Genomic DNA, 23927 nt, shown 5'->3' with positions numbered 1-23927 from the left:
GAGAGTCCTGATTGAAATGGGGGACAAAATCAATGCTTTAGTTAAGGGTTTTACGGAAAAGTTAAGCCCGCTCATATCTCTTGATACAGATAAAGTAGGTGGCGAATAGTTAGTGTCGAACGAGCATGGTTTTTTGACCGGAAGTGTGTTCATCCTCTGATTCATTACTTGTGATTCGTTAAGATACGTTACCAAGCGCTATATTTCCAAACATGGGTAACCACAGTCGAAAAACAGCTACATGGGAACCTTGAACGGTTAAGTAAGCAAACGTTGTGATACTAAAAAAATATAAACCGACTAAATTCATATGTAAAATGTCACCAAGCATCACATGCTTCCTCTTATTAATACCTTCCTTGCTGAAACATACTTACTATTTTCATACTCTTTATTGCTTTACTTAAAATGAATGAGTAAATTACCATCGAACGCTAATTTGAAACGTTTCATGTGTTTAGCCTTGCTACTAACTGAATTCAAAAATTGAATAAGGCGCTTTCATTTCATTTTTTTAAAAAACGGATTGATTTAAGTTCATAAGCTGTCTTCTTCGATTGATGATTACGTTTGTCCTTAAGCTTAAACATATGTCAATTAGTGAACAATTCTCAATTGTAAATAGTGAAGTGGGCTATCTTTACAATTCCTCTATATTAGATTTACAAATTCTCGGTATGATCAATTTAGGTTTTGAAAAGGCGGTAGTCTTTTAGAAGGGATTAACGTTCTTTTGGAGAATTTTTTTGAAGGAAACGAGCAATTTCTATTAAGTATGTCAGTCAGACTGACTTCTTTAGATCGGATGTGTTGATAGTGGATGCGTTTGTCATGCCTATTATTGAATTTTTAAAAGGGTTTTCATACTTTGGTATCATGTTAGCTTTGTCTTTTGAGTTTATTCCTGCTGAACTGGTGCTACCTCTTGCTGGCTACTGGGTTTATCAGGGGGATTTTAATTATTATCTTGTGGTGCTAGCTGGTACGATTGGTGGAGTAATCGGACCAATTACGCTCTATTGTTTGGGGAGATTTGGTGGGCGCCCGCTTGTGCTTCGGTACGGAAAGTATTTTCTGATTACGCCGAAGCAAGTCGATGCGGCGGATCGCTTTTTTGCGAAGTATGGGGGTGGAGTGGCGTTCTTTGGGCGCTTCTTGCCAATTGTGAGAACGGCCGTTTCGGTTCCTTGTGGATTGGCAAAAATGAGCATTGTGAAGTTTTCTTTGTACACAGGACTGGCTATGCTTCCTATTACGGCTTTATACGTTTACATTGGGCTTCAATTAGGTGAGCATTGGCAAGATGCTGCGCCGTTGTTTAATCAATATCTGAAGCCTGTTGCATTCGTTATTATCCTGCTTGTAGTCATCTTCGTTATTTATAAAATCATTAATAATAGTAAGAAAGGGTATTCAAAGCATGGTTAAAAAGATGCAACCTTTCTTTACATAAAAAATGGGGTAATTGCCCATCCTATGCTAAGAAAAGTGAAGGGGTGGGTAATTTTGCGTAAAAAAGGAATTGTCGTAAGCATGATCTGTTTTCTGCTTATGAGTACATCATTAATGACTGTTTCTGCTAAACAAGGAAATGAGGACGAGCGTCAGACTGTACCGTTACCAACCTTGCAAACCGAGTATCCAGGTGTGGTTTTTGTAAAAGGTGACACGACCACGAAACAAATTGCTTTAACATTTGATGATGGTCCTGATCCGCGATTTACAGGTCAAGTTCTTGATAAGCTTAAAACCTATGATGTACCAGCAACTTTTTTTGTGTTAGGTATGCGCGTGAATAGCAATCCTGATTTACTGAGACGTATTAATAGTGAAGGTCATGAAGTGGGCAACCACACGTTTTCTCATCCTAATTTAACAAATGCGAGTGTCGATGAGCTAGTGCAGGAGGTAACGGACACTGAACAAGCCGTAGAAGCGGTCATTGGTTATCGTCCGCGCTTGTTTCGTCCTCCTTATGGTTTTATTACAAGACCTCAAGTAGAGCGTCTAGCAGAGTTAAATAATTCAATTATTGGTTGGGATGTAGACACGAATGATTGGCAAGGAATTCCTGCTGAAGAAGTAGCTCAAACCGTTCTACAAACAACAAATGCGGGTAGCATTATCCTGATGCATGACGGCGGTGATGTAAACACGGCTAATCCAGTTATCTATTCTGCTGATGCATTGGATGAAATTATTCCAACGCTACAAGACCAGGGTTACACATTTGTTACTGTTTCTGAACTACTTGGGGTTTCGAGGGCTAAATAAGAAAAAAGCAAGCTGAGTTCCAGCTTGCTTTCCATATAGTGGATGCACGAGTTTGTTATTTTACGTAAGCCGCTCCAATGATGATAAGAAGAATGAATAAAACAACGATTAGCGCGAAACCGCCACCATAGCCACCGCCACAAGCGTTTCCGCCGTAACCGCCGCCGTAGCCGTAACCTTCGCATCCGCCGTAACCTCCGCCGTAGTAACTCATGTGTGTACACCACCTTTTTGTTAGGAATAATATAACCTATGCAAAGCAATCATTTTGGCGACAAATCTGGGCTCAAACAGCGTTCGTGCTAGAAGGTAGTAGGATGAAGGTCATTCAAATAATAAAACGATAATTTAATTGCTAAAAACTATTGCATTTGATTAGTCATTTTGTTATTATATTATTTGTCAGTAACGGCCCGTTGGTCAAGTGGTTAAGACACCGCCCTTTCACGGCGGTATCACGGGTTCGAATCCCGTACGGGTCATTTTTAAAATAAACTTTGTTTATTTTAAAACATAATGGGTAATCATAAGATGTGGTTATCAGTTTCATATGTCCGGTGGCAATGGCAAAGAGGTCACACCCGTTCCCATGCCGAACACGGCCGTTAAGCTCTTTTGCGTCGATGGTAGTTGGGGGCTTCCCCCTGTGAGAGTAGAACGTTGCCGGGCATACATATTTTTAGAATAGTATTGGCTACAAAGAGAAGTAGGAAGTTTCACTTATCTGAAAAGTCATTGACAAAGCGAAGCAAGAAGTTCGAGGACAAGAAGTGCTGGAAGGAAGGAGCGTACAAACGTACGTGACTAACTGAAAGACACGAATTGGACGAAGAAGTTCACCGCTTATCTGCAAAGTCATTGACAAAGAGAAGCAAGAAGTTCGAGGACAAGAAGTGCTGGAAGGAAGGAGCGTACAAGCGTACGTGACTAACTGAAAGACACGAATTGGACGAAGAAATTCGCCGCTTATCTGCAGTCAAAAATGGAGGATTAGCTCAGCTGGGAGAGCACCTGCCTTACAAGCAGGGGGTCGGCGGTTCGATCCCGTCATCCTCCACCATATACTTTACTCCGTGGAGGGGTAGCGAAGTGGCTAAACGCGGCGGACTGTAAATCCGCTCCCTCCGGGTTCGGCAGTTCGAATCTGCCCCCCTCCACCATTATTTAAAAATAATCCGATGGGCTATAGCCAAGCGGTAAGGCAACGGATTTTGATTCCGTCATTCCCTGGTTCGATCCCAGGTAGCCCAGCCATCGAGCCATTAGCTCAGTTGGTAGAGCATCTGACTTTTAATCAGAGGGTCGAAGGTTCGAATCCTTCATGGCTCATACAGAAACGGCTGACTCAGCCGTTTTTTTTATTTTCCTTATAAACAGTGATGTGGATTAGAACGTGAAAAAACGACCGAAGAGGTCGCTTTTTTTATATGGTCTTACTTGATTGACCGCTATGGATTATTAGAAAGGTTCTCATATTGATTTAGAAGGCTATCCAGCTTTTGACTTAACTCTAAAACATACTCAGAGTTGAGCGAATAAACGGAGACCGAATCGTTTAATTCCATACGGACATTTTCAATTGAGCGCGTTAATGGGTGAATGAGATGCTCGTTTGTCATAGCCATACCTCCCTTTCTTAATAAAATACGCCATGGGGCAAAGAAATCCTGCTATTTTTAAGAAAAAAGTTAAAATTTCTGTTATTATAAAAAACGAAACCAAATGTCGGTCAGTTCCGTATGTTGAATTGTAGGTAGGGGATGTAATGGATTCGTTAACAAATCGATTAATTAAAGAAATTAAGCAAGGTGATGAGAATGCCTTTGCGGAGTTAGTAGAACTCTATAAGGATAAAGTGTATCAAGTTGCTTATCGGATGGTTGGGCATGCTCAGGAAGCGCAGGATGTGTCTCAGGAGGCTTTCTTAAGAGCTTACACAAATCTCGATAAATACGATATGACGAGAAAATTCTCGACATGGTTATTTCGTATTGCAACAAATGTGGCAATTGATCGCTTGCGAAAACGAAAGCCTGATTTTTATTTGCAGGAAACAGTAAAAGGCACAGAAAATATGACGTATGAATCACAGCTTGCTGCGACAGATGATCTTCCAGAAGAACAAGTTGTGCAAATGGAACTACAAGAGTGGATTCAGTCAGAAATAAACCAGTTGCCACCTAAGTATAGAACGGCTATTATACTTAAGTACTTAGAAGATTTATCGTTAAAAGAAATAAGTGAAATCATGGATCTACCTGTTGCTACGGTAAAGACACGAATTCATCGAGGTCGTGAAGCGCTACGTAAACGTATGCGACATGTATAAATAAGGAGGAGTGACACGAACATGGATTGTCATTCTTACAATGAACTCATTCACATCTATTTAGATGGGGATGCGACGAAAGAGCAAAAAGAACAGTTGGAGGCTCACCTTACTAATTGCCCAAGCTGTAAGGAACACTTGCATGAGTTAAAAAAATCAATTGCCTTCATTCAAAGTTCTTCTCATATAGAGGCGCCAGCTAATTTTACTGCAGGCGTGATGGCTAATTTGCCAAAAACTAAAAAACGGTCGAAAGTGAAAACCTTTCTGAGGAAGCATCCAATCTTAGTAGCAGCAGCTATTTTCTTGATGATGATGTCAACGGCTGTGTTCTCTACATGGAGCCAGTCATCAGATGGAATTGTTGTCTCAGGGAATGGACCGTTTGTAATTAATAAGGAAACCGGCGTTGTGCTTGTTCCTGAAGGTGAAGTCATTGAAGGGGATTTAATGGTTCGCAATGGTACATTGGAGCTTGAGGGCGAGGTTCGAGGAGACGTGCTGTTATTGAATAGTTCTTTTGGACCTGAGAGCTTGTATGCTTCCCCAAACCAAGTTACTGGTGAGATTGAAGTCGTTGATCAAGCATTGTCATGGGTTTGGTATAATGTAAAAGGATTCTTCAGCGATGTTGTTACTGTTTTTAATGAGGAAGATGAAGAGAAATAAAATAAGCTAAAAGAATCAAAGATCGTGGGGTTTCTGTGTAAAACGGAAACTCCCTTATTTTATGGGCAAATAAATGCTATACTAGTTATATTTGACGCTCTGTGGTTTAAGCTAAGCCCTGTTTGTCAAAGGTAAAAAGAAGAGGACTGAAACATGGAGGGTCATATGTGTTTTCGATGAATTTTGATAACTTACCATGGCTAGTTTATATTGGTCAAATCGTTGATATTTTACTGGTTACATACGTCGTATACAAACTAATTATGATCATTCGCGGCACGCGGGCGGTTCAGCTCGTCAAAGGAATTGCTGCTATTTTCATTGTTTGGTTCGTCAGTAGTTTTTTAGGGTTAAGCACATTAGAGTTTATTACAAGGCAAACGGCTACATTTGGTTTGCTTGCCATTATAATCATATTTCAGCCTGAGTTACGTCGTGGGTTGGAGCAGTTAGGAAGAAGTCGGCTGTTTTCTAGTCGATCGATCTCAAAAAATGAAGCCATTCAACCGACTATTGACGCTTTAATGAAGGCGTCAGTGTATATGGGAAAGCGTCGAATTGGAGCGCTCATTTCGATTGAGCGTGAAACCGGGCTTAATGATTACGCTGAAACGGGTATCGCCATGCATGCAAATGTATCTTCTGAGCTTCTTATTAATATTTTTATTCCAAATACGCCGTTGCATGATGGGGCGGTTGTGTTGAAAAACGATAAAATCTTGGCTGCAGGTTGTTACTTACCTTTATCTGAAGATAGTTCTATTTCGAAAGAACTTGGGACGCGCCACCGGGCGGCTCTCGGGGTAAGTGAAGTAACGGATGCGATTACGTTAATTATTTCTGAGGAAACTGGTGCCATCTCGCTTTCTAAACGTGGAACGCTGTATCGCGAATTAACAAAAGAACAATTAAGAGATTTATTGGAGCAAAATTTATTAAAAGCAGCAACAACCTCTGACAATCGTTGGCAGTGGGGTGGCAAAAAAGATGGATAAAATGTTAAATAGTATCTGGTTCATTCGAATTCTAGCGTTTTTTATAGCGTTAATGTTATTTATCATGGTTAGCCAAAACAATATGGGTTCTCATTCAATTTTGCCTGAAGTTCCAACAGGGAATTATCTCATTGAAGATGAACCACTGACGGTTCTATATGATGAAGAACGATTTGAGCTTGTAGATCAACAAGAAGCAGTTAATGTTCAACTACAAGGTTCTCAGGTGTCCATATCCTTATTTCAAATTGCTAGCAACCGTTCAACAGAAGTGTTTGTTGATGCAACGGAAATAGATACGGCTGGAGAGCATATGTTAGCAGTAAACACGCGAAACTTTCCGAGTGATTTATCTGTAACCGTGCAGCCGCAAGTCGTTCGGATTGAGCTCGAGGAAAGGCAAACCGCATCCTATCCTGTCCTTGTTGAACTTGAGAATGCAGAAGCTGTTTCAGACGAACAGTCAGTTGGATCAGCGATTGTGGCTCCGTTAAATGTAGAAGTGACTGCAAACCGAGAAACAATTGAAGCGATAGAAGAAGTGAAAGTGTTCGTTGATTTAACAGATGCAACTGAAACGATAGAGGAAGACTTTCCTGTTCACTTTTATGATGAGACGGGTCAAAAAATGGATGTGCAAGCTGAACCTAATTTTGTTTCTGTAACCGTTCCGATCACGAGCCCAAATAAACTTGTGCCGGTAAAAATGATGCGTGAAAATCAAATGCCTGATGGTTTAAGCATTGATGATGTAACCATTTCACCGAATGACGTGACGGTTTATGGATCAAAAGCAGATTTAGAGACAATTGAATTTGTAGAAAGTGAACCAATTGATTTAAGTGAAATTGAGGACAGTGGCGAAACGACTGTTTCCTTAATGGTGCCTGACGGAGCAGAACGAATTGATCCTGATGAGGTAACGGTTACTTTTACGGTTGGTGACGAGGAAGAAGTGGTGCTTGATTCCGTTCCAATTGAAATGGTTGGTAGGGAGTCCGGAGTTGCTTTCGCCGATGGAGCACCAAGATCTGTAAGTGTTAGAGCATTTGGATCTGAATCAAGGCTGGATGGATTAATGGTTGAAGATTTGTCTGTACAGGTCGATGCGAGTGGATCTTATGATGGGGAGCAGGTACTGCCCTTATCAGTCACTGGGCCATCTCATATACGTTTTGAATTAGAGGAAGAAGAAACAACATTGCGCTTTACGGAATAATGTGGAGAGTGTTAAGAAGGAGCGATTATTCATATGGGTAAATATTTTGGAACAGATGGTGTTCGAGGAGTTGCGAATACCGAGCTAACGCCTGAACTCGCCTTTAAGTTAGGGAGAGCGGGTGGCTATGTATTAACAAAGGAAGTCAACCAACCAAAAGTGCTAATAGGGCGGGACACACGGATATCAGGCGAAATGCTTGAGGCCGCTTTAACGGCTGGCTTAATTTCAATCGGAGTTGAAGTGATGCGAATTGGCGTTATTTCAACACCAGGTGTGGCATTTTTAACAAAGCAACTAAGTGCCACAGCGGGAGTGATGATTTCAGCTTCACATAACCCAGTTGAGGACAATGGGATTAAATTCTTCGGTTCAGATGGATTTAAATTGCTTGACTCACAAGAAGAGGAAATTGAAGCATTGATTGATGGAGAAGATACAATGCCTAGACCAGTGGGGGCAGCGCTCGGTCAATTAAATGATTACTATGAAGGTACGCAGAAATACATGCAGTTCTTGAAACAAACGGTTGAAGGTGATTTTGAAGGAATTCATGTAGCAATTGATTGTGCTCACGGTGCAGCTTCTGCATTAGCTACACATGTGTTAGCTGATCTCGAGGCAGATATTACATCGATGGGAGCTTCACCAGACGGAACGAATATTAACGAATGCTGTGGCTCGACCCATCCAGAAGAATTAGCAAAGCTCGTAGTTGAAAAACAAGCTAATATTGGTCTTGCTTTTGATGGCGATGCCGATCGCTTAATCGCTGTTGATGAAAATGGTGCGATCGTTGATGGGGACAAAATTATGTTTATCATTGCGAATTTCCTTAAGGAACAAGGGCGCTTGAATCAGAACACCGTTGTATCAACCGTAATGAGTAATCTTGGTTTTTATAAAGCGCTTGAAGCCAATCAAATTGAAACAAAACAAACAGCTGTTGGTGATCGCTATGTAATGGAAGAGATGCGTAAGGGCAACTATAACTTAGGCGGCGAACAATCGGGCCATATCATTTTCCTTGATTACAATACAACAGGCGACGGATTGCTATCTGGTGTGCAGCTCGTATACATTATGAAGAAAACGGGTAAAACATTGTCAGAGCTAGCAGCTGCGATGGAGAGTTTCCCGCAATGCCTCATTAATGTTCGCGTCACGGACCGTGATGCAGTTAAGGAAAATGATCGAGTAAAAGAAGTAATTGCTCAGGTTGAAGAAGAGATGAATGGTGATGGCCGCGTTCTTGTACGTCCTTCTGGAACAGAGCCACTAGTGCGCGTAATGGTCGAGGCGAAAACCGATGAATTGTGCCATAGTTATGCGACGAAAATTGTTGACGTGGTAAAAGAAGAATTAGGTGCTTAAACATCGACATTGCTTTCTAACAATAGGGAGCAATGTTTTTTCTAGTTAAAAGAATCAACTATGTAACTAAAAGAATGACGTTGCATAATTTAAAACTATGAAGAACGATTGAATTCGATTGACGTAGGTTCTTCAATGATTTAAGATGAAGCTTGTATGATTAAGCTCATACAAAAAAAGCGCCAGGACTGACGGTAGGTCAGTTGACGAGGAGAGGGCTAATCGACTATTCGGCGGATTCCCTCCGGCTGCGTGTACAGTCGTAAGCTTATGTTAAAAACGACGAGGTGACTCGTTGCACAAAGACAAAAGCAACACGCATCAAATTCAAAGAGTGGGGGCAGGTCTGCCCCTGCAGAACCGTGCTCCCACTGCGGGAGGAAACTGGATTATGTGTGGAATTGTTGGGTACATCGGAAATGAAGATGCAAAGGAAATCTTGTTAAACGGGCTGGAAAAACTAGAATACCGTGGCTATGACTCAGCTGGTATTGCTGTTCGAACAACCGACGGAACGCATGTGTTTAAAGAAAAAGGAAGAATTGCAACATTGCGCGAAGCCGTAGACATGTCTGTAAAAACAACAGTTGGGATTGGCCATACACGCTGGGCGACACATGGTGTGCCAAGTCAAACCAACGCTCATCCACATCAAAGCACAACAGCGCGCTTTACGCTTGTGCATAACGGTGTAATTGAGAACTACAGACAGATTAAACAAGATTACTTGACTGATGTACATTTGCAAAGCGATACGGATACAGAAATTGTTGTTCAATTTATTGAACAGCTTTCAAAGGAAGGTTTGTCAACAGAAGCGGCAGTAAGCAAAGCACTCTCAATGATGAAGGGTTCTTATGCGATTGCGCTTCTTGATAAAGAAGACCCTGAAACGATTTTTGTTGGAAAAAATAAGAGTCCTTTACTAATTGGTGTTGGTGACGGCGTGAATGTAATTGCTTCAGATGCAATGGCAATGCTAAACGTTACGGATCAGTTCGTTGAGATTATGGATGAAGAGCTTGTTCTTGTGAAGCGCGATGGAATTGAAATTAAGACGTTGTCCGGAGTTGTTCAAGACCGGACTCCTTATACAGCTGAACTTGATGCAAGCGATATTGAAAAAGGCACGTATGACCACTTTATGTTAAAAGAAATAGATGAGCAACCGATCGTGATTCGGAACATCATTCAGAAATATCAACATGAAGATGGCAGCACCCGTCTTGATGAAGACATCCGCTCGGCGATGCAAGAAGCTGACCGCATTTATATCATTGCAGCTGGAACGAGCTATCATGCTGGTCTAGTTGGCAAACAGTTACTAGAAGGCATCTCGAAGAAACCAACAGAAGTGCATATTGCAAGTGAATTCTTGTATAACATGCCATTATTATCAAAAAATCCACTCTTTGTTTTTATCTCCCAAAGTGGAGAAACAGCCGATTCGCGTGGTGTGCTAGTCCATGTGAAAAAGCTTGGTCACCGTACGTTAACGGTAACAAATGTTCCTGGTTCAACACTGTCACGTGAGGCAGAATTTACGCTTCATACGTTTGCAGGTCCAGAAATTGCTGTAGCGTCAACAAAAGCATATACGGCACAAATGGCTGTCTTGACGTTGCTTGCTGTTGATACAGCGTATGCAGCAGGAATTAAATTAGACTTCGATCCTTTGCAAGAGTTGGGAATTGCAGCAAACGCAATGGAAGCACTCTGCAATCAAAAGGATGTTTTTGAAAAGATCTCAAGAGATTATTTATCTGTAACACGTAATGCCTTCTTTATCGGTCGTGCGTCTGATTATTACGTCGCGATGGAAGGTGCGCTTAAGCTAAAAGAAATCTCTTACATTCAAGCGGAAGGTTTTGCAGGAGGCGAATTGAAGCATGGTACAATTGCTTTAATTGAAGACGGCACGCCTGTAATTGCCCTTGCAACACAGGAACACGTTAATTTAAGCATACGTGGGAACGTGCAGGAAGTGGCAAGCCGTGGCGCTGCAACGGTCATCATTTCGATGGAAGGATTGAATCAAGAAGGCGATGCAATTGTCTTGCCGCGTGTGCATGAGTTAATTGCGCCACTTGTTTCTGTTATTCCAACCCAGCTAATTGCCTACTATGCAGCTCTGCACCGTGGGTGTGATGTTGATAAGCCGAGAAACTTAGCGAAGAGTGTAACGGTTGAATAATCCAGACTAAACGTTGCAAGACATGGCCCCACTAGATAACGATGATCTAGTGGGGCTTTTTTGCATAGCTGAGATCGGGGTTTAATTAAGGCGAGAAGATGGCAACTTAAAACGAACTATTTAATTGGACCGATCAAAGTGGTCGGCACTTTTGCCATTGTGAGTGAAGCTATATTTCACTATTGAAGCTGCGATAACACTAGCTTCTTTAAAAGACCAACTGGGTATGAATGTGGCTATCATGGAGCAGAACTTGAACTGGTTATCGCGCTATTATGCTAGAGACAATCCGATACATGCAATAAGCTTAATATACATAGCTGCATTCTTGCTTAGAGCTCTTGACAATAGTACGCTAGGGGAGAGAGAGTACCACATTTATCTTGCTAAAAGGAGATTTAATTGATGGACAGTATTATATTTGATTTAGACGGAACAATTTGGGATTCCCGCCAGACGATTGTTCGTGCTTGGAATCAGGTGCTTACCCAGTATGATGAAGTAAATAAAGAAGTTACGGAAGATGATTTAAAACGCGTGATGGGGCTTCAGGAAGACGAAATATCGGAAATTCTCTTTCCTGAATTAAGCAAAGAAAAGCGTAAAGAGATTATGGTCGCATGCGGCAAGCAGGAAAATGCAGTCCTTGCTGAAAAGGGTGGCGAGCTATACGACGGTGTCGAAGAAATACTTCAACATCTATCGGAAAAATATAAGCTTTTTATTGTGAGCAATTGTCAGGATGGCTATATTGAATCCTTTTATGCATTTCACCAAGTGGAAAAATACTTTATTGATTTTGAGAATCCAGGACGCACCGGTTTATCAAAAGGTGAAAACATTAAACTTGTGATGGAGCGAAACCAGTTAGAATCACCGATTTATGTCGGCGATACAGCTGGTGACCAAAAGGCATCAGAGGTAGCGGGCATCCCGTTTGCTTATGCCTCTTATGGTTTTGGTACAGTTGAGAAATATGATTACAAACTTGAACGTTTTGCTGATCTGAAGAGGTTTCTATAGAACAAAATTAAAGGGAGGACAGGTGGAAAACCTGTCCTCCCTTAGTTTTAAATTAAGTTGCATCATTATAAGCTAGATACATAACGTGAGTCGATAAAAAGTCTCCAAGACCGTTTTTTCCATCGGTGCCACCAATGCCTGATTGACGCATTCCAGCATGGTAACCTTGTACAGCTTCTCCTGTATCTCGATTGACGTACGTTTCTCCATATTGCAGGTCACGAGAAGCTTGCATAATTTCATTGTAATCATTGGAGTAAAGTGCTGATGCAAGGCCGTAAATGGAATCATTGGCTAAGTCAATTGCTTCACTAAAGTGCTTATATGTGGTGATCGGTAGAACCGGTCCAAAAACTTCACTCGTCATAATCTCGAAATCATGGCGAACGTTAGTGAGAACCGTTGGTGCATAAAAGTAGCCACTGCTATTAAGGCGTGTTCCACCCGTTTCTACTTTTGCGCCTTGTTTGATTGCTTCGTTAACGAGCGTTTCGATTTTTTCGAGATGGTGTTCACTGGATACAGGACCCATCTCAACCGTGTTGTCTTCAAGCGAATATCCGACTTTTACTTCTTGCATAGCGGCGATCATTTTTTGTGTAAACGCCTCGGCCACATCCTCTTGAACGTATACGCGTTCAGCAGAAATGCAGGCTTGGCCGGCGTTTTCAATACGCGATGCCTTGATATGCTTTACAGCCAAATCGAGATCTGCGTATTTTGAGACGATGATGGGTGCTTTTCCACCAAGTTCAAGGTTTACTTTTGTGATATTCTGAGCGGCAGCCTCCATCACTTTTGTTCCGGCTGCGACACTTCCTGTCATGCTCACCATTGCTACTTTAGGGTGTTTGGAAAGTTGGTTGCCAACGGTATCACCCTTACCCGTTACAAGGTTGTAAACGCCTTTGGGCAAACCAACTCGATCTAAGATTGCAGATAAAGCAATGGCGGTGTTTGGCGTTTCTTCAGAGGGTTTAATAACAACAGAACACCCTGTGATTAAAGCGGTAGCCACTTTCCGAGCGAAAATAAAGACAGGGTAATTCCACGGAATAATACCGGCAACGACACCGATTGCCTTGCGCTGAATTAAGATTTGCTCGTTAGGATCGTCACTTGGTACGATTTCTCCACCAATTTTTCGATTCCATTCAGACATATAGTAAAAGAAATCAACGGCTTGATCAACCTCTCCGCGAGCTTCTTCAATAGGCTTGCCTTGCTCCTCGCTTAACATCTTCGCAAAGCGCTCTTTGTCTGCGGCAATTTCATCGCCAATCTGACGTACAATTCTGCCACGTTCAACCTGTGGCACCTTTTCCCACTCTTTTTGCCCATGCCAAGCTGCTTCGATCGCTTGGTTTGTTTCCACTGCGGTAGCATCAACTATTTGGGAAATTACTTTCTCAGTTGCTGGATTAATAACATCAATGGTTTCCGTTGATTTTGAATCGATAAATGTACCGTTTATATAGAGTTGCTGTAAGTTCATTTTTACCTCTCCTCATTCATTCTGATGAAGCTTGTATTCCCAGTGAATGAGGAGTTAAACATCAATACTTTAAAGAAAGTTTCTGTTTTAAAAAGAAAATGAAGATGTAGCAATCGTGTAAACGGATACGTTATATTTTTAAAACCCCTGTTATCGTTCATGTAGTTTTAAATGTATATAGCGAGCGCTTAGTTGTTGTGATAGAGCGATAGCATGATTTCGGATTGGTTCAGGTGCAATGATCTCTGCAAAACCGAGCAATGGTAGAATGGCCCGTTTTGCATACGTTTCATCAAATAAGTTAGCGGAAATGGTTAGGTTGTTGTCCTGTTCTTCTGATCTTAACCATTCTAATTCTGGTAACAAATCAGTGTCTTGTTTATGTAACTGAAATGAAACAGGATAATATTCATTTTGAGCACAGTTCAGTTTAAACTGTTGCTGATTTACTGTCCAAAAAGATTCTAGATTGAACGATGCCGGAACGGTATAGTGCTCATTTAATACGGTAGCCTGCTCAATTCGATTGCATTTAAAAGTCCGGATTGCTTTTCTCGTTTCGCAATAAGCAACAAGATACCAGTCCAGTCGTTTGATTACAATGCCATAAGGATGAACGCGACGAATTGATTGGCTATGGCTGCTGTAGATCATAGCCAACGTCGTTTTCGTGAAAATGGCTTGGATTAACGTGTCTAAACAAGAGGCTGTTGTAGTTTTTCCCCACCAAGGGTTTTCATCAATGAAGAACATCGTTTGAGCTGAATCCATTAGCTTCTTTTGTTTTTCGGGGATGTGTTTTTGTAACTTCAACAGCGCATTGTTTATTTTTAAGGCAAGCTCTCCTTTAGTTGGTTTAATGCCAGCTGAGCTTAAATAAAGGTGGAGCAAATCTTCTTCATGGAGTTGCTTCATACCAAGCGAGTAGGTATCGACCATTTGAATGCCACCTGTTGGACCGGTAGAGGCGATGAGTGGAATGCCTGCTTCGCACAGGGTGTCAACATCGCGATAGATCGTTCTAGTTGAAACCTCTAGCTTCTCTGCGAGCTCCTTTGCTTTAACCGGACCTTTTGTTTCAATTATAAGTAAAATTGAGATAAGACGATGAATTTTCATAAAAGACCCCCTAGTCAATTAATTGATGACAGTCTGTTGTCATCAATCGCTTGGTACAATTTCTTTATAAATGGTTACGAAAAAGGAGCGTGTCATCATGAATGTAGCGGTATTAGGGACTGGCTTTGGGGTCGAGCATATTAGGTTGTATAAACAGCTGAAGTCCATTCATTCTATCACAGTGTTTGGTCGAAACGAGATAAAGCTAAGAGAAATAAGGGCAGAGTGGAACGTGGAGACCACGACGGACATTCATTCGATTCTTACAGATGATACGATTAAACTTGTGGATGTATGTCTACCGACAAATGTACATATGGAATACGTTATTAACGCATTAAAGCATGGTAAAGACGTCTTCTGTGAAACGCCAATCGCACATACGTTGGAAGATGCAAGGGCCATGTTAGAGACAGCTGATGAACTGGGACAGCGTTTATGGATCAATCAATTTATAAAGCGAGAAGCGCCTTATCAGGTGTTAGCAAATGCCTATGAAGACAACTTGTATGGGAAGCTCAAACTGCTTCATATCCAGAGACTGACGCCGCCTTTATGGGGAGACTTGTCATTAAAGACGCTATCAACGGAATTGATGATTCATGATTGTGATGTAGTGTCGGGGCTGTTAGGAGTGCCTGAGCGTGTAACTTCAATTGGAGCAAGTCATTTGCAGGGTCAATCGCAGCTTTATGGACTGCTGCAGTATCCCGACACGCTTGTTCATATGGAGGGGGCGTCAATGATGCCGTTTGGTTTTCCTTTTCGGGTAGGATTTAAGGCGATTTTTGAGGAGGCTACTTTAGAGTATCAAGAAGACGGCTTTAGGGATGAAGTAGTTGAGTGGTTCAAGCGATATAGTGACGGAAGATGCGAAGATGTTGTTTATACTAAAGGGAACTGTCTAGAAGAGACGCTGAAAGAAGTAGTACAGCTCTGTTTAAGCGAACGACAAGCTTCTAACCTAGATGCAGCTTACGCAGTCGCGTCGTTAGAGCTAGCACTTACGTTAAATGAACAGGTTATAGGGTAGAAAAAAACCAGAAGCGCTGCTGCGCTTCTGGTTTTCCCTTTATTGTTGACCTGCTTTTACCCAGCCAGCAATCGTTGCTGTACGTTTTGCTTGATGTTTCACGGCTTCTTCTACACCTTCAACCATGTTGCCCTCTTGGTCAACTGTAACGCTTGTTCCGTAAGGGTTTCCACCTGATGAAAAGGCAACTGGGTCTGTATAACCAGGTCCAGCAATAATGGCTCCCCAATGGTACATTGTTGTATAGAGTGAAAGAATCGTTGCTTCTTGACCACCGTGCGCATTAGCTGCTGAAGACATCGCACTTACGACTTTATTAGCAAGCTTACCGCCAGCCCATAAACCACCTAATGTATCAAAAAATTGTTTTGCTTGCCCAGGAACGTTACCAAAACGTGATGGAACACTGAAAATAAAGGCATCTGCCCATTCCATGTCATCTGGAGTTACTTCCGGTACGTCTTTTGTTGCCTCAACGTGAGCTCGCCACGCCGGGTTTGAATCAATTGCTGCAGCAGGTGCAAGCTCAGGGAATTTTACTAATTTCACTTCTGCTCCTGTTGCTTTAGCTGATTCTTCAGCCCATTGTGCAAGTTGATAATTTGTACCCGTTGAACTGTAATAAACGATCGCTACTTTTGTGCTCATAATTAGCTCCTTTAGTAGGTCGTATTGACCTGAGTATTTTTATCTTACCTTTACTTTAGTTTGAACCAATGGATACCACAAGTATGCACTTTATTGTAACTAGGTATCCTTTTTGTAACTAATGGGTTGAATAGGGGGTTTAGTCACTGTTTTTAATCAAGATAGCAGCCACTGTTCGATTTCTTTGATAAAAGTAGGATCTTTCCACACTACTAGCGCTTCATGCTCACCTCTTTCTTCTAAAAGCTCTTTAAAGAAAAGATCGCCAAGATAGTAAGCAAGTCTAGTTTGACCAAAGCGCTGCCCTCCATTTATGGAGTACCATTCACGAAACAATGCTTGTGTAGACATCGTTTGGTAATCGGATGCAAGTGACGTTTTAATAGCTAATTGGTTTTTCTCACTAAATTGGAGCCATTCTGGTCCTCCAAGACTTGAAAAAGTCAAATAGAGGTGGTCAGCAGCCTCAGGGACAATTTTCCTTGATAGATGGGTAGCAGCGCCTTCGCGATACAGCGCCAATAAGAGGCTCTCCCATCGGACGGTTTCCCACTCAATCCCTGTTTGGTTCGTCAATCGATTTTGAATGGCATGGCCGAATTCGTGAGCAACGAGAATAGAGAGTCCCTCTTTTGTTAAAGGCACTTGTTCCATTGCGAATGAAATATCAGGTATATATTGCCGATGAGTGTAAGCATTTGAGCCAAAAAGACCTACAAATAAATGAACAGTTCCTTCAAACAATACGTTGTATTGTTGGTGATAGCGTTCTTGTATCTCAGGCAATATGCGTTGAATGGTCTCATGCGACTGTTTAATATGAGGCAAGCATTGGTCATATTTTTGAAGGGAGTTATGAAGCCGCTCGTCAGTTTTCTTGCAATGAAATGAAAAATATTCTTGAAACGTTTGAGGGTGTTCGTTGTAATAGGACTCTAAAAATGCGAGCGTCGGCTGATACTTTTCAAGGAAATAAGGCACTGAATTCATTAGTTTCACGTTATTTACCCCAATCTATTCGTTCGATTATTAGCTCTGATTCTCTATCAGCAGATTTCCTAAAAAGTTATGACCTGCATGATGGAATCTTCTGTAAAATAATTTCATCTTTCACTCTTTAGGGATTCGACAAAAATACTTATTTCCCTGTCCTTTTGTTCACTTTTGCAGTGTAGACGATAAATGACACGCCGATTAGCACAATACAACCACCTAGCAATTGCATGGGGGTGGGGACTTCACCAATCCAAATCCAAGCGAAAAGTATGGCAAGAGCAGGTGTTAGAAAGAGGAAGCTAGTTGCTTCTGATGTACCAGATTGCTTGATTGCGAAGGCGAGACAGAAATAAGGCACAACTGTAGGGAAAAGGCCTAAGTAGAGAACAGTAAGATTCACATGTAATGGTGCACTCATTACCGTCTGTCCTAAACCTGGTAGGAAAGGCAACATAAACAGAGAACCAGCGACAATGGTATAAATCGTAAGTGGGATAAAGCTATATTGTTCTAAATACCTTTGCTGAAAAGCAAAATAGATACTTTCGCTGAATGCGCCAATCAATATGATAAGTGCACCTAAAGTAAGATAAAAAGATTCGCCTCCTCCAATAACGAGTAGTACAATCCCGAAGAAGGAAAAAACCATCGCGCTCCAACTTCTTATTCCAAGCTTTTCATTAAAGAAACGATTCGCTAGGATAGCCGCGAGAATCGGGGTTGTAGACACGAGAATCGAGGCGACTCCAGCTCCCACAGATTGTTCGCCAATACTAAGAGCCGTGTGGTAAACTGCAAAGCCAGAAAAGCCTAAAGCAAGCAGACTAGGTATGTCTTTTCTACTGGGGAGAGGAATGTTTAAGGACAAACCAATAATTAGTAGTACAATGGATGCAATGAGTAATCGCATGAGCGAGAGATGAATGGGCCCATAATGAGTCAGACCTATTCGTATTCCAGGAAAGGCGGAGGCCCATAAAACAAGCGCAATCGTATAAGCAATAATTAATTTCACACTAACACCTCAATCTTTACTATAAGAATGAGTTTAGTGAAAAAAGAGCGCTAAAAACCAACAACTTTTTGCTGATATAAACCAACATGTTAGGAGATCGTTACATGGCAACAAAAGTGGAAAAAGTAGTTGTCGATGTGGCAACAAAAATTGCTCAAGGAGAATGGTATTCTGGTATGAAGTTGCCTTCTCAGCAACAGTTGTCTTCACTTTATGGCGTAAATCGTAGCACCGTTGTTGAAGCACTTTCAAGGCTGAAGACAAGAGGAATCATAGTGTCTCATCAAGGGAAAGGAACGTTTGTAACGAGTGTTAAGAATTGTCATGATAAAGGCGAAGCTGTGGTTTGGAATGATTTAATAAACTGGTCTTTTTATCCTCGTAATAAACGAATGGTGCAGTTAGTCAATCATTGGGAAAATGACTCGAATTTGATTCAACTAAGCAAAGGGGTTTTATCTTCAGAATTAATGCCATCAGACCGCATTCAAGCCGCCCTGCAAGAGATAGCCTATTCAACACTTAATCAAGAGTACGGGGATGGCAAGGGCGATTGGGAGCTGCGGAAAGAACTAAGTGACTACTTGAACAAAAAAGGCATTCAAGTCTCACCAGAAGGAATACTTATTGTTTCGGGCGCATTAAATGGCATTCAACTGATCTGTACAGGTGTCTTACAAGCTGGAAGTACAATTTATCATGAGCCACTGAGCTATCTTCATACGCTTAATGTCTTTGACGCATTGGGCTTACGAACAAAAGTGAGTCCAATCTCAACTTATGCTACAGCATTTACGGGATTAAAAAAGAGTGCGCATTGTTTTTATACCAACCCAACGTATGCAAATCCGGACGGGCGTACGCTTACTGAGTATGAGCGGCTTTCTTTTTTGGCGAAAATGCGTGAAACAAGCACGCCGGTGATTGAAGATGACATTTACAGCGATTTATACTTTGATGATGCGGTTAAACCAATTAAGGCATACGACCAGATTGGACAAGTCCTCTACGTAGGCAGCTTTTCTAAAACACTTACACCTGCCTTGCGAGTTGGCTGGGTGGTGGGACCACAGGATCTTATTCGTAAATTGGCTGATCTACGGATGCAGACTGATTATGGCTCAAGTATTGTCTCACAAGCAATCTGTAAGGAGTTGTTGCGCTCTGGCGAATATGAGGCTCATATTCTTGAATTGAGAGCAGCTTTAAAAAAGCGAGAGCTTCATTTAAGAACATTGCTCGACACTTATATGAGTGAATTCGGAAGGTATAACGTGCCTAAAGGTGGCTTTTTTATTTGGTATACATTCGATGAAGCATTTCAATTATCTTCTCGATCACTCGCACTTTTATGTAGGAAAAAAGGTGTTGTTATTAACCCTGGATTTATCTATGGCGAACGAGGGTCCGTCTCCATTCGACTTTCATTTGCTTATGAGACAGAAGGTCAATTAGAAAAAGGGATTCAGCTATTAAAGCATGCCGTAGAAGAATTGCTAGCAAAAAAAAGGAGAGGAGCGGGTAGCGTGCAAAAACTGATGTGGGAAGATGCTTGGGATCGAACCATTGCGCCAAAGGATCGTCAAATGTATAGAGAGTTGTTTCAAACAAAAGAAAATCAAGAAAAACGATTTATCCCAGTTAGAGAAGCCATTAATTATAGGGGTGATTTGCTAATCACTGTCATTGTGCAAAATTTTAGCGATGTTATAGACCAATGGAACAGCGTCACTCTTGATTATGTAGAAGGCCATCAAATCATAGCGGAACAAACATTTTCACCGAAACAATTAAAGATTCCTCCTAAAACAAGCATGCCATGGACCTTTATATTTCCGAAGCATACGTTGAGGCACCGCCCTCAATTTAACGGTCAGCTTGGTGAGAAATAAAGCGCTTTTTGACTTGTTTAAATGGGATTATGGTAAACTTAAAAAGAAAAGAGAATTGTTGAAATCAATCCTCTTTCTTTGTAGTTGAATCAATCGTATCTTCTTCTGCAAATTCTGTATCAAATGCAAACCGAGTTCTCGGCTGTCTTCTGCTTCTCGTTTCACTAACATGCTTAAGAACATAGCGGTGAACAAACACTTCTGAGAAGGTAATAACAGAAGCGGAAATAATGCTGCCCCAAGCGATCAGCATGTAGTTGTGAAACAGAACAGAGCCAAAGACCCAAACTGTGAAATAAGTTAAAACAAAATCACTTACTAGTGCGGTACGATTGCCAAACCGCGGCAGTACGATGAGATCAATAGCCACATACGAAACGACGACAGTCAGTAACGCAAATGTAATAACGTCTACATAAGTCGCTTCAGTAAAAAATAAAAACCCAATGCTGAACGCGAATAAGCTTACAACGAGTTTAATTAGTAGCGTAATGCCATGCTTCATAAAAATAACGCCTCCTTCTTCTCTTCAGTTTTTCTGAAAAAGAAGGACGGTATACCTGTTAAACCTAAAAACGTCTCTTTGTTTCATTGTAAGTGGAGGATAACTTTTCTAAATAGAAAAAAGGGTAGATGGAGGGAATGACTTATGCGCTTTATTGCAATGACCGAAGATCAAGCGAAGTGGGTCGCGTATCAATGGAAATACAAAGGAGCTTATTCTTTTTTCCATGACAAAGATCAGCCAGATGTCCAGATGTTTCTTGAAGTTGGTAAGAAAAACACGCGCCAGTATGCGGCTTACGAAAAGGATGAAATTATTGGATTTATTGGAGTGAAATTAAAAGAAAAGACGCTTGAAATTGCCCCTGGGTTGAATCCCGAATTAATTGGGAAAGGCAGGGGAAAAGAATTTTTAGAGAGCTGTATTTCTTTTTTACATGAGGAGACGTTAGAGCAACTGCATGTGTATATCTCTAAAGAGAACCAACGAGCGATAAACGTGTTTGAAGATGTTGGCTTTATGCAAAGCTCAGCGAATGAACAACAAAGAATTCAAATGCAATACCGTTATTAAAAAGAAGAAGCGAACGAGTTCGCTTCTTCTTTTTTCATCCAATTATGCACTTTTTTGTTGCGGCTTGTTTCGCTTCATCGTAACAATCTGCCATCCAATTAAGGCTACAAATAAGATGAAGCCAATGATATCAGAGTAGCCTTCTGGATAAATGAGCATTAAGCCTGCTGCTAATGAAAGAATTCGCTCAAGCCAGTTGATTTTTCTAAACCAAAATCCAATCATACAAGCGCCGATGGCAATCATACCGACAAATGCGGTAGCAAAGGCTAACGCAATTTCAAAGAATGTAGAATCAATCATTAAGAGCTGTGGTTGTAAAACAAACATATATGGAATAATAAAAGCTGCAATCGCAAGCTTTGATGCATTTATTCCTGTCCGTATCGGTTCTCCTCCGGAAATACCCGTAGCAGCAAAGGCGGCTAAGGCAACTGGAGGTGTAATATCTGCCAAAATTCCAAAATAGAACACAAACATATGCGCAGCTAGAACAGGAATTGCAATTTCAGGATGACTGTTTAAGGCAATAATAGCCGGTAGCGCAATTGTTGAAGTAATGATGTAATTGGCTGTTGTTGGTGAGCCCATCCCAATAATGATTGACGTAATCATTGTGAAAAAGAGCGTTAGTAATAGCTGTACTTCAATACTTGTTGCGATTGAACCTGCAAGTCCTACGATCATATTCCCCATCGTCAGTCCTAAACCAGTCGTGGTCACAACACCAACAATAATTCCGGCACAGGCGGTTGCTGCCGCGATACCAAGAGCAGTGCGAGCGCCACTCGTAAGCGCCAAAATAAATTTACTTGGCGTAATTCTTGTTTCTTTCAAAAATAAACTAACAATAATCGTTGATAAAATACCAAGTAAAGCCGCTCGTTCAATACTAAATCCTGCAAAAAGGAGATAGATGATTACAAGAATTGGAATTAAGAGATGCAACTTTTTAAATACGACACTTTTAGGTGGTATTTCTTCTTTTGGTAATCCAAGTAAGCCGAGACGTTTTGCTTCAAAATGCGTCATGATCCATATTCCTGCAAAATAAAGAATGGCTGGAATGATCGCTGCTCTGGCAATTTCCCAGTAGCTTACACCTGCAAATTCAATCATTAAAAAGGCGGCAGCACCCATAATAGGTGGCATAATTTGACCACCTGTTGATGAAGCAGCTTCTACCGCGCCGGCGAAGTTTGGTTTGTAACCAAGCTTTTTCATCATCGGAATCGTGTAAGCACCGGTTGTAACAGTGTTGGCAACGGAGCTCCCTGAAATGGTACCGTTTAGAGCACTAGAGAAAATTGCTACCTTTGCAGGTCCCCCGACACGGCGACCAGCAATTGTAATGGCCAAATCATTAAAGTAATTCCCAACGCCAGTTTGTACAAGAAATGCACCGAATAATAGGAACAAGAAAATAAATGTGGAGGATACTTGTAATGGGGTTCCTAAAATCCCTTGTGTTGTGAAGTACATCGCATTAACGAACTGTTCAATGCTCAGACCACGGTGTGCGAGTACTCCGGGCATGTATGGACCAAATAAAGCGTAAGCCATAAACACCGCAGCAATAATAATGATTGGTAATCCGACAGCTCTTCGAGTCGCTTCTAAAACAAGCAAAATCGCCGCGATCCCAATAATTAATTGTGCGGTTGATTGAATGCCCCCAACTTGTTGAACGAGCGAATCATAAAAGAATGGCCAGTAGCCACAAACAATAACGGAAGCAAGTGCTAGTAAATAGTCATACCAAGGCACTGTCTGGCGCATTGTTTTTCTACGTGCTGGAAAGAGTAAAAAAATTAAAGTTAACGCAAAACCTAAGTGGACGGTCCGCTGGATATAAGCAGTAAATTGACCGAAAGCACCTGTGTAGAGGTGGAACAGTGAAAATGATAATAATCCAATAAACACGATGGCAGCTGTAATACCTTTTAGATTACGCGTGTTCGATTCAGGATCATATTTACGAATTAGTTCATCTTGTTCTTCTTGTGTTAGTGCTTCATTCGTTGTTGCCATTTAATTGTTCTCCTTTCAACCATTGCCATAAACTTAAGTGATCGACCTTCATTGTAATCCATGACCGTAGTTCGAAATGATCTTTAAACCAAATTTGATTTTCGGCATCATTTCCCCAAACCAACCGTTGCTCGGGAACAACGTAGCCCGTTCGAATGGCAATTTCAGCATGAGTCGTGTTTATGTTACGCAAATGGTATTCGCCTTCTTCAAAAACAAGTTCTTGGTCACCAGTTGCGTAAGACGGCATTCCAATACCGAATTCTGAAAAGCTCATTTCAGTTTGCTTAATCTCATAATCATCTGTAACAACATAATGTTCTGTTACATCGGTAAGGTGTATCGAATGAGTGTAAACAATGTTAAAGTGATCATTAGCGTTTAAAGGTAGATGCGCTAGGATTGTATTTGTATTTTCTTTATAAAAAACGAGAGACGATTGAACCGGTATCATCATGATGATTATCAAAACTAGTAAGCTAAAACCAATGAAAAAAAATGTACGTCTTTTCTTATGTAATTTCATTGATTACATTTGCTCCC

The 23927-nt window shown here is 41.2% G+C and carries 22 protein-coding genes, 5 tRNA genes, 1 rRNA gene and 1 pseudogene; 18 read left to right on the top strand and 11 right to left on the bottom strand.

Going from position 1 to position 23927, the window contains the following annotated elements; genetic code table 11:
• Positions 1-178: 178 nt before the first annotated feature.
• On the bottom strand, positions 179-331 hold the full coding sequence (locus JOC54_RS12745; protein WP_158332440.1) for a hypothetical protein: 153 nt from the start codon (positions 329-331) through the stop codon (positions 179-181).
• Positions 332-831: 500 nt separating this feature from the next.
• Between JOC54_RS12745 and JOC54_RS12740 the strand changes: the two genes are divergently transcribed.
• Together JOC54_RS12740 and JOC54_RS12735 are read left to right on the top strand one after the other, a co-directional pair.
• Complete coding sequence (locus JOC54_RS12740) at positions 832-1428, top strand: DedA family protein (RefSeq protein ID WP_054795155.1); 597 nt, start codon at positions 832-834, stop codon at positions 1426-1428.
• A 78-nt stretch (positions 1429-1506) separates the two neighbouring features.
• The gene (locus JOC54_RS12735; protein WP_204466605.1) at positions 1507-2274 is read left to right on the top strand and encodes a polysaccharide deacetylase family protein; all 768 of its coding nucleotides are present in this window, start codon (positions 1507-1509) and stop codon (positions 2272-2274) included.
• A gap of 55 nt (positions 2275-2329) precedes the next feature.
• Here the strand turns inward: JOC54_RS12735 and JOC54_RS22955 are convergent.
• Positions 2330-2410: pseudogene (locus tag JOC54_RS22955) on the bottom strand (YjcZ family sporulation protein); the annotation flags it as partial.
• 274 nt (positions 2411-2684) lie between these two features.
• On the opposite strand from JOC54_RS22955, the gene JOC54_RS12725 reads away from it, so the two are divergent.
• The 6 genes from JOC54_RS12725 to JOC54_RS12700 all read left to right on the top strand — a co-directional run bounded on the left by JOC54_RS12725 (position 2685) and on the right by JOC54_RS12700 (position 3603).
• A tRNA-Glu gene (locus tag JOC54_RS12725) sits at positions 2685-2756 on the top strand.
• 71 nt (positions 2757-2827) lie between these two features.
• A 5S ribosomal RNA gene (gene rrf / locus JOC54_RS12720) occupies positions 2828-2943 on the top strand.
• Between the two features lie 315 nt (positions 2944-3258).
• Positions 3259-3334: transfer RNA gene (locus JOC54_RS12715), tRNA-Val, on the top strand.
• Between the two features lie 15 nt (positions 3335-3349).
• A tRNA-Tyr gene (locus JOC54_RS12710) sits at positions 3350-3434 on the top strand.
• A gap of 19 nt (positions 3435-3453) precedes the next feature.
• Positions 3454-3528, top strand: a tRNA-Gln gene (locus JOC54_RS12705).
• A gap of 2 nt (positions 3529-3530) precedes the next feature.
• Positions 3531-3603 (top strand) — tRNA-Lys (locus tag JOC54_RS12700).
• A gap of 119 nt (positions 3604-3722) precedes the next feature.
• Here the strand turns inward: JOC54_RS12700 and JOC54_RS12695 are convergent.
• On the bottom strand, positions 3723-3893 hold the full coding sequence (locus tag JOC54_RS12695; protein WP_157684417.1) for an aspartyl-phosphate phosphatase Spo0E family protein: 171 nt from the start codon (positions 3891-3893) through the stop codon (positions 3723-3725).
• A gap of 146 nt (positions 3894-4039) precedes the next feature.
• On the opposite strand from JOC54_RS12695, the gene sigW reads away from it, so the two are divergent.
• The 7 genes from sigW to JOC54_RS12660 all read left to right on the top strand — a co-directional run bounded on the left by sigW (position 4040) and on the right by JOC54_RS12660 (position 12077).
• The gene (gene sigW, locus JOC54_RS12690; protein WP_035419283.1) at positions 4040-4603 is read left to right on the top strand and encodes an RNA polymerase sigma factor SigW; all 564 of its coding nucleotides are present in this window, start codon (positions 4040-4042) and stop codon (positions 4601-4603) included.
• A gap of 21 nt (positions 4604-4624) precedes the next feature.
• On the top strand, positions 4625-5272 hold the full coding sequence (locus JOC54_RS12685; RefSeq protein ID WP_035419284.1) for an anti-sigma factor family protein: 648 nt from the start codon (positions 4625-4627) through the stop codon (positions 5270-5272).
• A gap of 176 nt (positions 5273-5448) precedes the next feature.
• Positions 5449-6267, top strand: coding sequence for a diadenylate cyclase CdaA (gene cdaA, locus JOC54_RS12680; RefSeq protein ID WP_204466616.1), 819 nt, complete (start codon positions 5449-5451; stop codon positions 6265-6267).
• On the top strand, positions 6260-7486 hold the full coding sequence (locus JOC54_RS12675) for a CdaR family protein (RefSeq protein WP_204466604.1): 1227 nt from the start codon (positions 6260-6262) through the stop codon (positions 7484-7486). Before cdaA ends, JOC54_RS12675 begins: the two co-directional genes overlap by 8 nt.
• Before the next feature lie 33 nt (positions 7487-7519).
• Entirely contained in the window at positions 7520-8860 is a 1341-nt protein-coding gene (gene glmM / locus JOC54_RS12670) for a phosphoglucosamine mutase (RefSeq protein WP_035419287.1), read from the top strand.
• Positions 8861-9251: 391 nt separating this feature from the next.
• Positions 9252-11054, top strand: coding sequence for a glutamine--fructose-6-phosphate transaminase (isomerizing) (gene glmS / locus JOC54_RS12665; protein ID WP_204466615.1), 1803 nt, complete (start codon positions 9252-9254; stop codon positions 11052-11054).
• A 405-nt stretch (positions 11055-11459) separates the two neighbouring features.
• Positions 11460-12077, top strand: coding sequence for an HAD family hydrolase (locus tag JOC54_RS12660; protein WP_035419291.1), 618 nt, complete (start codon positions 11460-11462; stop codon positions 12075-12077).
• A 52-nt stretch (positions 12078-12129) separates the two neighbouring features.
• Here the strand turns inward: JOC54_RS12660 and aldA are convergent, their stop codons facing one another.
• Complete coding sequence (aldA, locus tag JOC54_RS12655) at positions 12130-13572, bottom strand: aldehyde dehydrogenase (protein ID WP_204466603.1); 1443 nt, start codon at positions 13570-13572, stop codon at positions 12130-12132.
• 150 nt (positions 13573-13722) lie between these two features.
• On the bottom strand, positions 13723-14691 hold the full coding sequence (locus tag JOC54_RS12650; RefSeq protein ID WP_204466602.1) for a helix-turn-helix transcriptional regulator: 969 nt from the start codon (positions 14689-14691) through the stop codon (positions 13723-13725).
• Between the two features lie 97 nt (positions 14692-14788).
• Between JOC54_RS12650 and JOC54_RS12645 the strand changes: the two genes are divergently transcribed.
• Positions 14789-15724, top strand: a complete 936-nt coding sequence (locus tag JOC54_RS12645; RefSeq protein ID WP_204466601.1) for a Gfo/Idh/MocA family protein — start codon at positions 14789-14791, stop codon at positions 15722-15724.
• A gap of 39 nt (positions 15725-15763) precedes the next feature.
• Here the strand turns inward: JOC54_RS12645 and wrbA are convergent, their stop codons facing one another.
• The 3 genes from wrbA to JOC54_RS23405 all read right to left on the bottom strand — a co-directional run bounded on the left by wrbA (position 15764) and on the right by JOC54_RS23405 (position 18383).
• The gene (wrbA, locus tag JOC54_RS12640; RefSeq protein WP_051991400.1) at positions 15764-16372 is read right to left on the bottom strand and encodes an NAD(P)H:quinone oxidoreductase; all 609 of its coding nucleotides are present in this window, start codon (positions 16370-16372) and stop codon (positions 15764-15766) included.
• Positions 16373-16528: 156 nt separating this feature from the next.
• Positions 16529-17371: a hypothetical protein gene (locus tag JOC54_RS12635; RefSeq protein WP_204466600.1), complete on the bottom strand. Its 843-nt coding sequence runs from the start codon at positions 17369-17371 to the stop codon at positions 16529-16531.
• Positions 17372-17510: 139 nt separating this feature from the next.
• Positions 17511-18383, bottom strand: coding sequence for a DMT family transporter (locus JOC54_RS23405; RefSeq protein WP_204466599.1), 873 nt, complete (start codon positions 18381-18383; stop codon positions 17511-17513).
• A gap of 104 nt (positions 18384-18487) precedes the next feature.
• Here JOC54_RS23405 and JOC54_RS12625 point away from each other — a divergent pair, with 104 nt between their 5' ends.
• Positions 18488-20275: an aminotransferase class I/II-fold pyridoxal phosphate-dependent enzyme gene (locus tag JOC54_RS12625; RefSeq protein WP_204466598.1), complete on the top strand. Its 1788-nt coding sequence runs from the start codon at positions 18488-18490 to the stop codon at positions 20273-20275.
• 64 nt (positions 20276-20339) lie between these two features.
• Here the strand turns inward: JOC54_RS12625 and JOC54_RS12620 are convergent, their stop codons facing one another.
• Entirely contained in the window at positions 20340-20780 is a 441-nt protein-coding gene (locus JOC54_RS12620) for a YndM family protein (protein WP_054794973.1), read from the bottom strand.
• Positions 20781-20924: 144 nt separating this feature from the next.
• On the opposite strand from JOC54_RS12620, the gene JOC54_RS12615 reads away from it, so the two are divergent.
• Positions 20925-21353 carry a GNAT family N-acetyltransferase gene (locus JOC54_RS12615; RefSeq protein WP_204466597.1) on the top strand — a complete coding sequence of 143 codons (429 nt, stop codon included), beginning with the start codon at positions 20925-20927 and terminating at the stop codon, positions 21351-21353.
• A gap of 42 nt (positions 21354-21395) precedes the next feature.
• Here the strand turns inward: JOC54_RS12615 and JOC54_RS12610 are convergent, their stop codons facing one another.
• A complete protein-coding gene (locus tag JOC54_RS12610; RefSeq protein WP_204466596.1) occupies positions 21396-23384 on the bottom strand; it encodes a TRAP transporter permease in 1989 nt (662 codons plus the stop codon).
• Complete coding sequence (locus JOC54_RS12605; protein ID WP_054794971.1) at positions 23368-23910, bottom strand: DUF1850 domain-containing protein; 543 nt, start codon at positions 23908-23910, stop codon at positions 23368-23370. Before JOC54_RS12605 ends, JOC54_RS12610 begins: the two co-directional genes overlap by 17 nt.
• Positions 23911-23927: the final 17 nt, after the last annotated feature.

The sequence above is a fragment of the Shouchella xiaoxiensis genome (assembly GCF_016907895.1).
Taxonomy (GTDB): Bacteria; Bacillota; Bacilli; order Bacillales; family Bacillaceae_D; genus Shouchella; species Shouchella xiaoxiensis.
The sequence above is the reverse complement of the archived record's forward strand: the minus strand, read 5'-3'. Positions and strand labels throughout refer to the sequence as shown.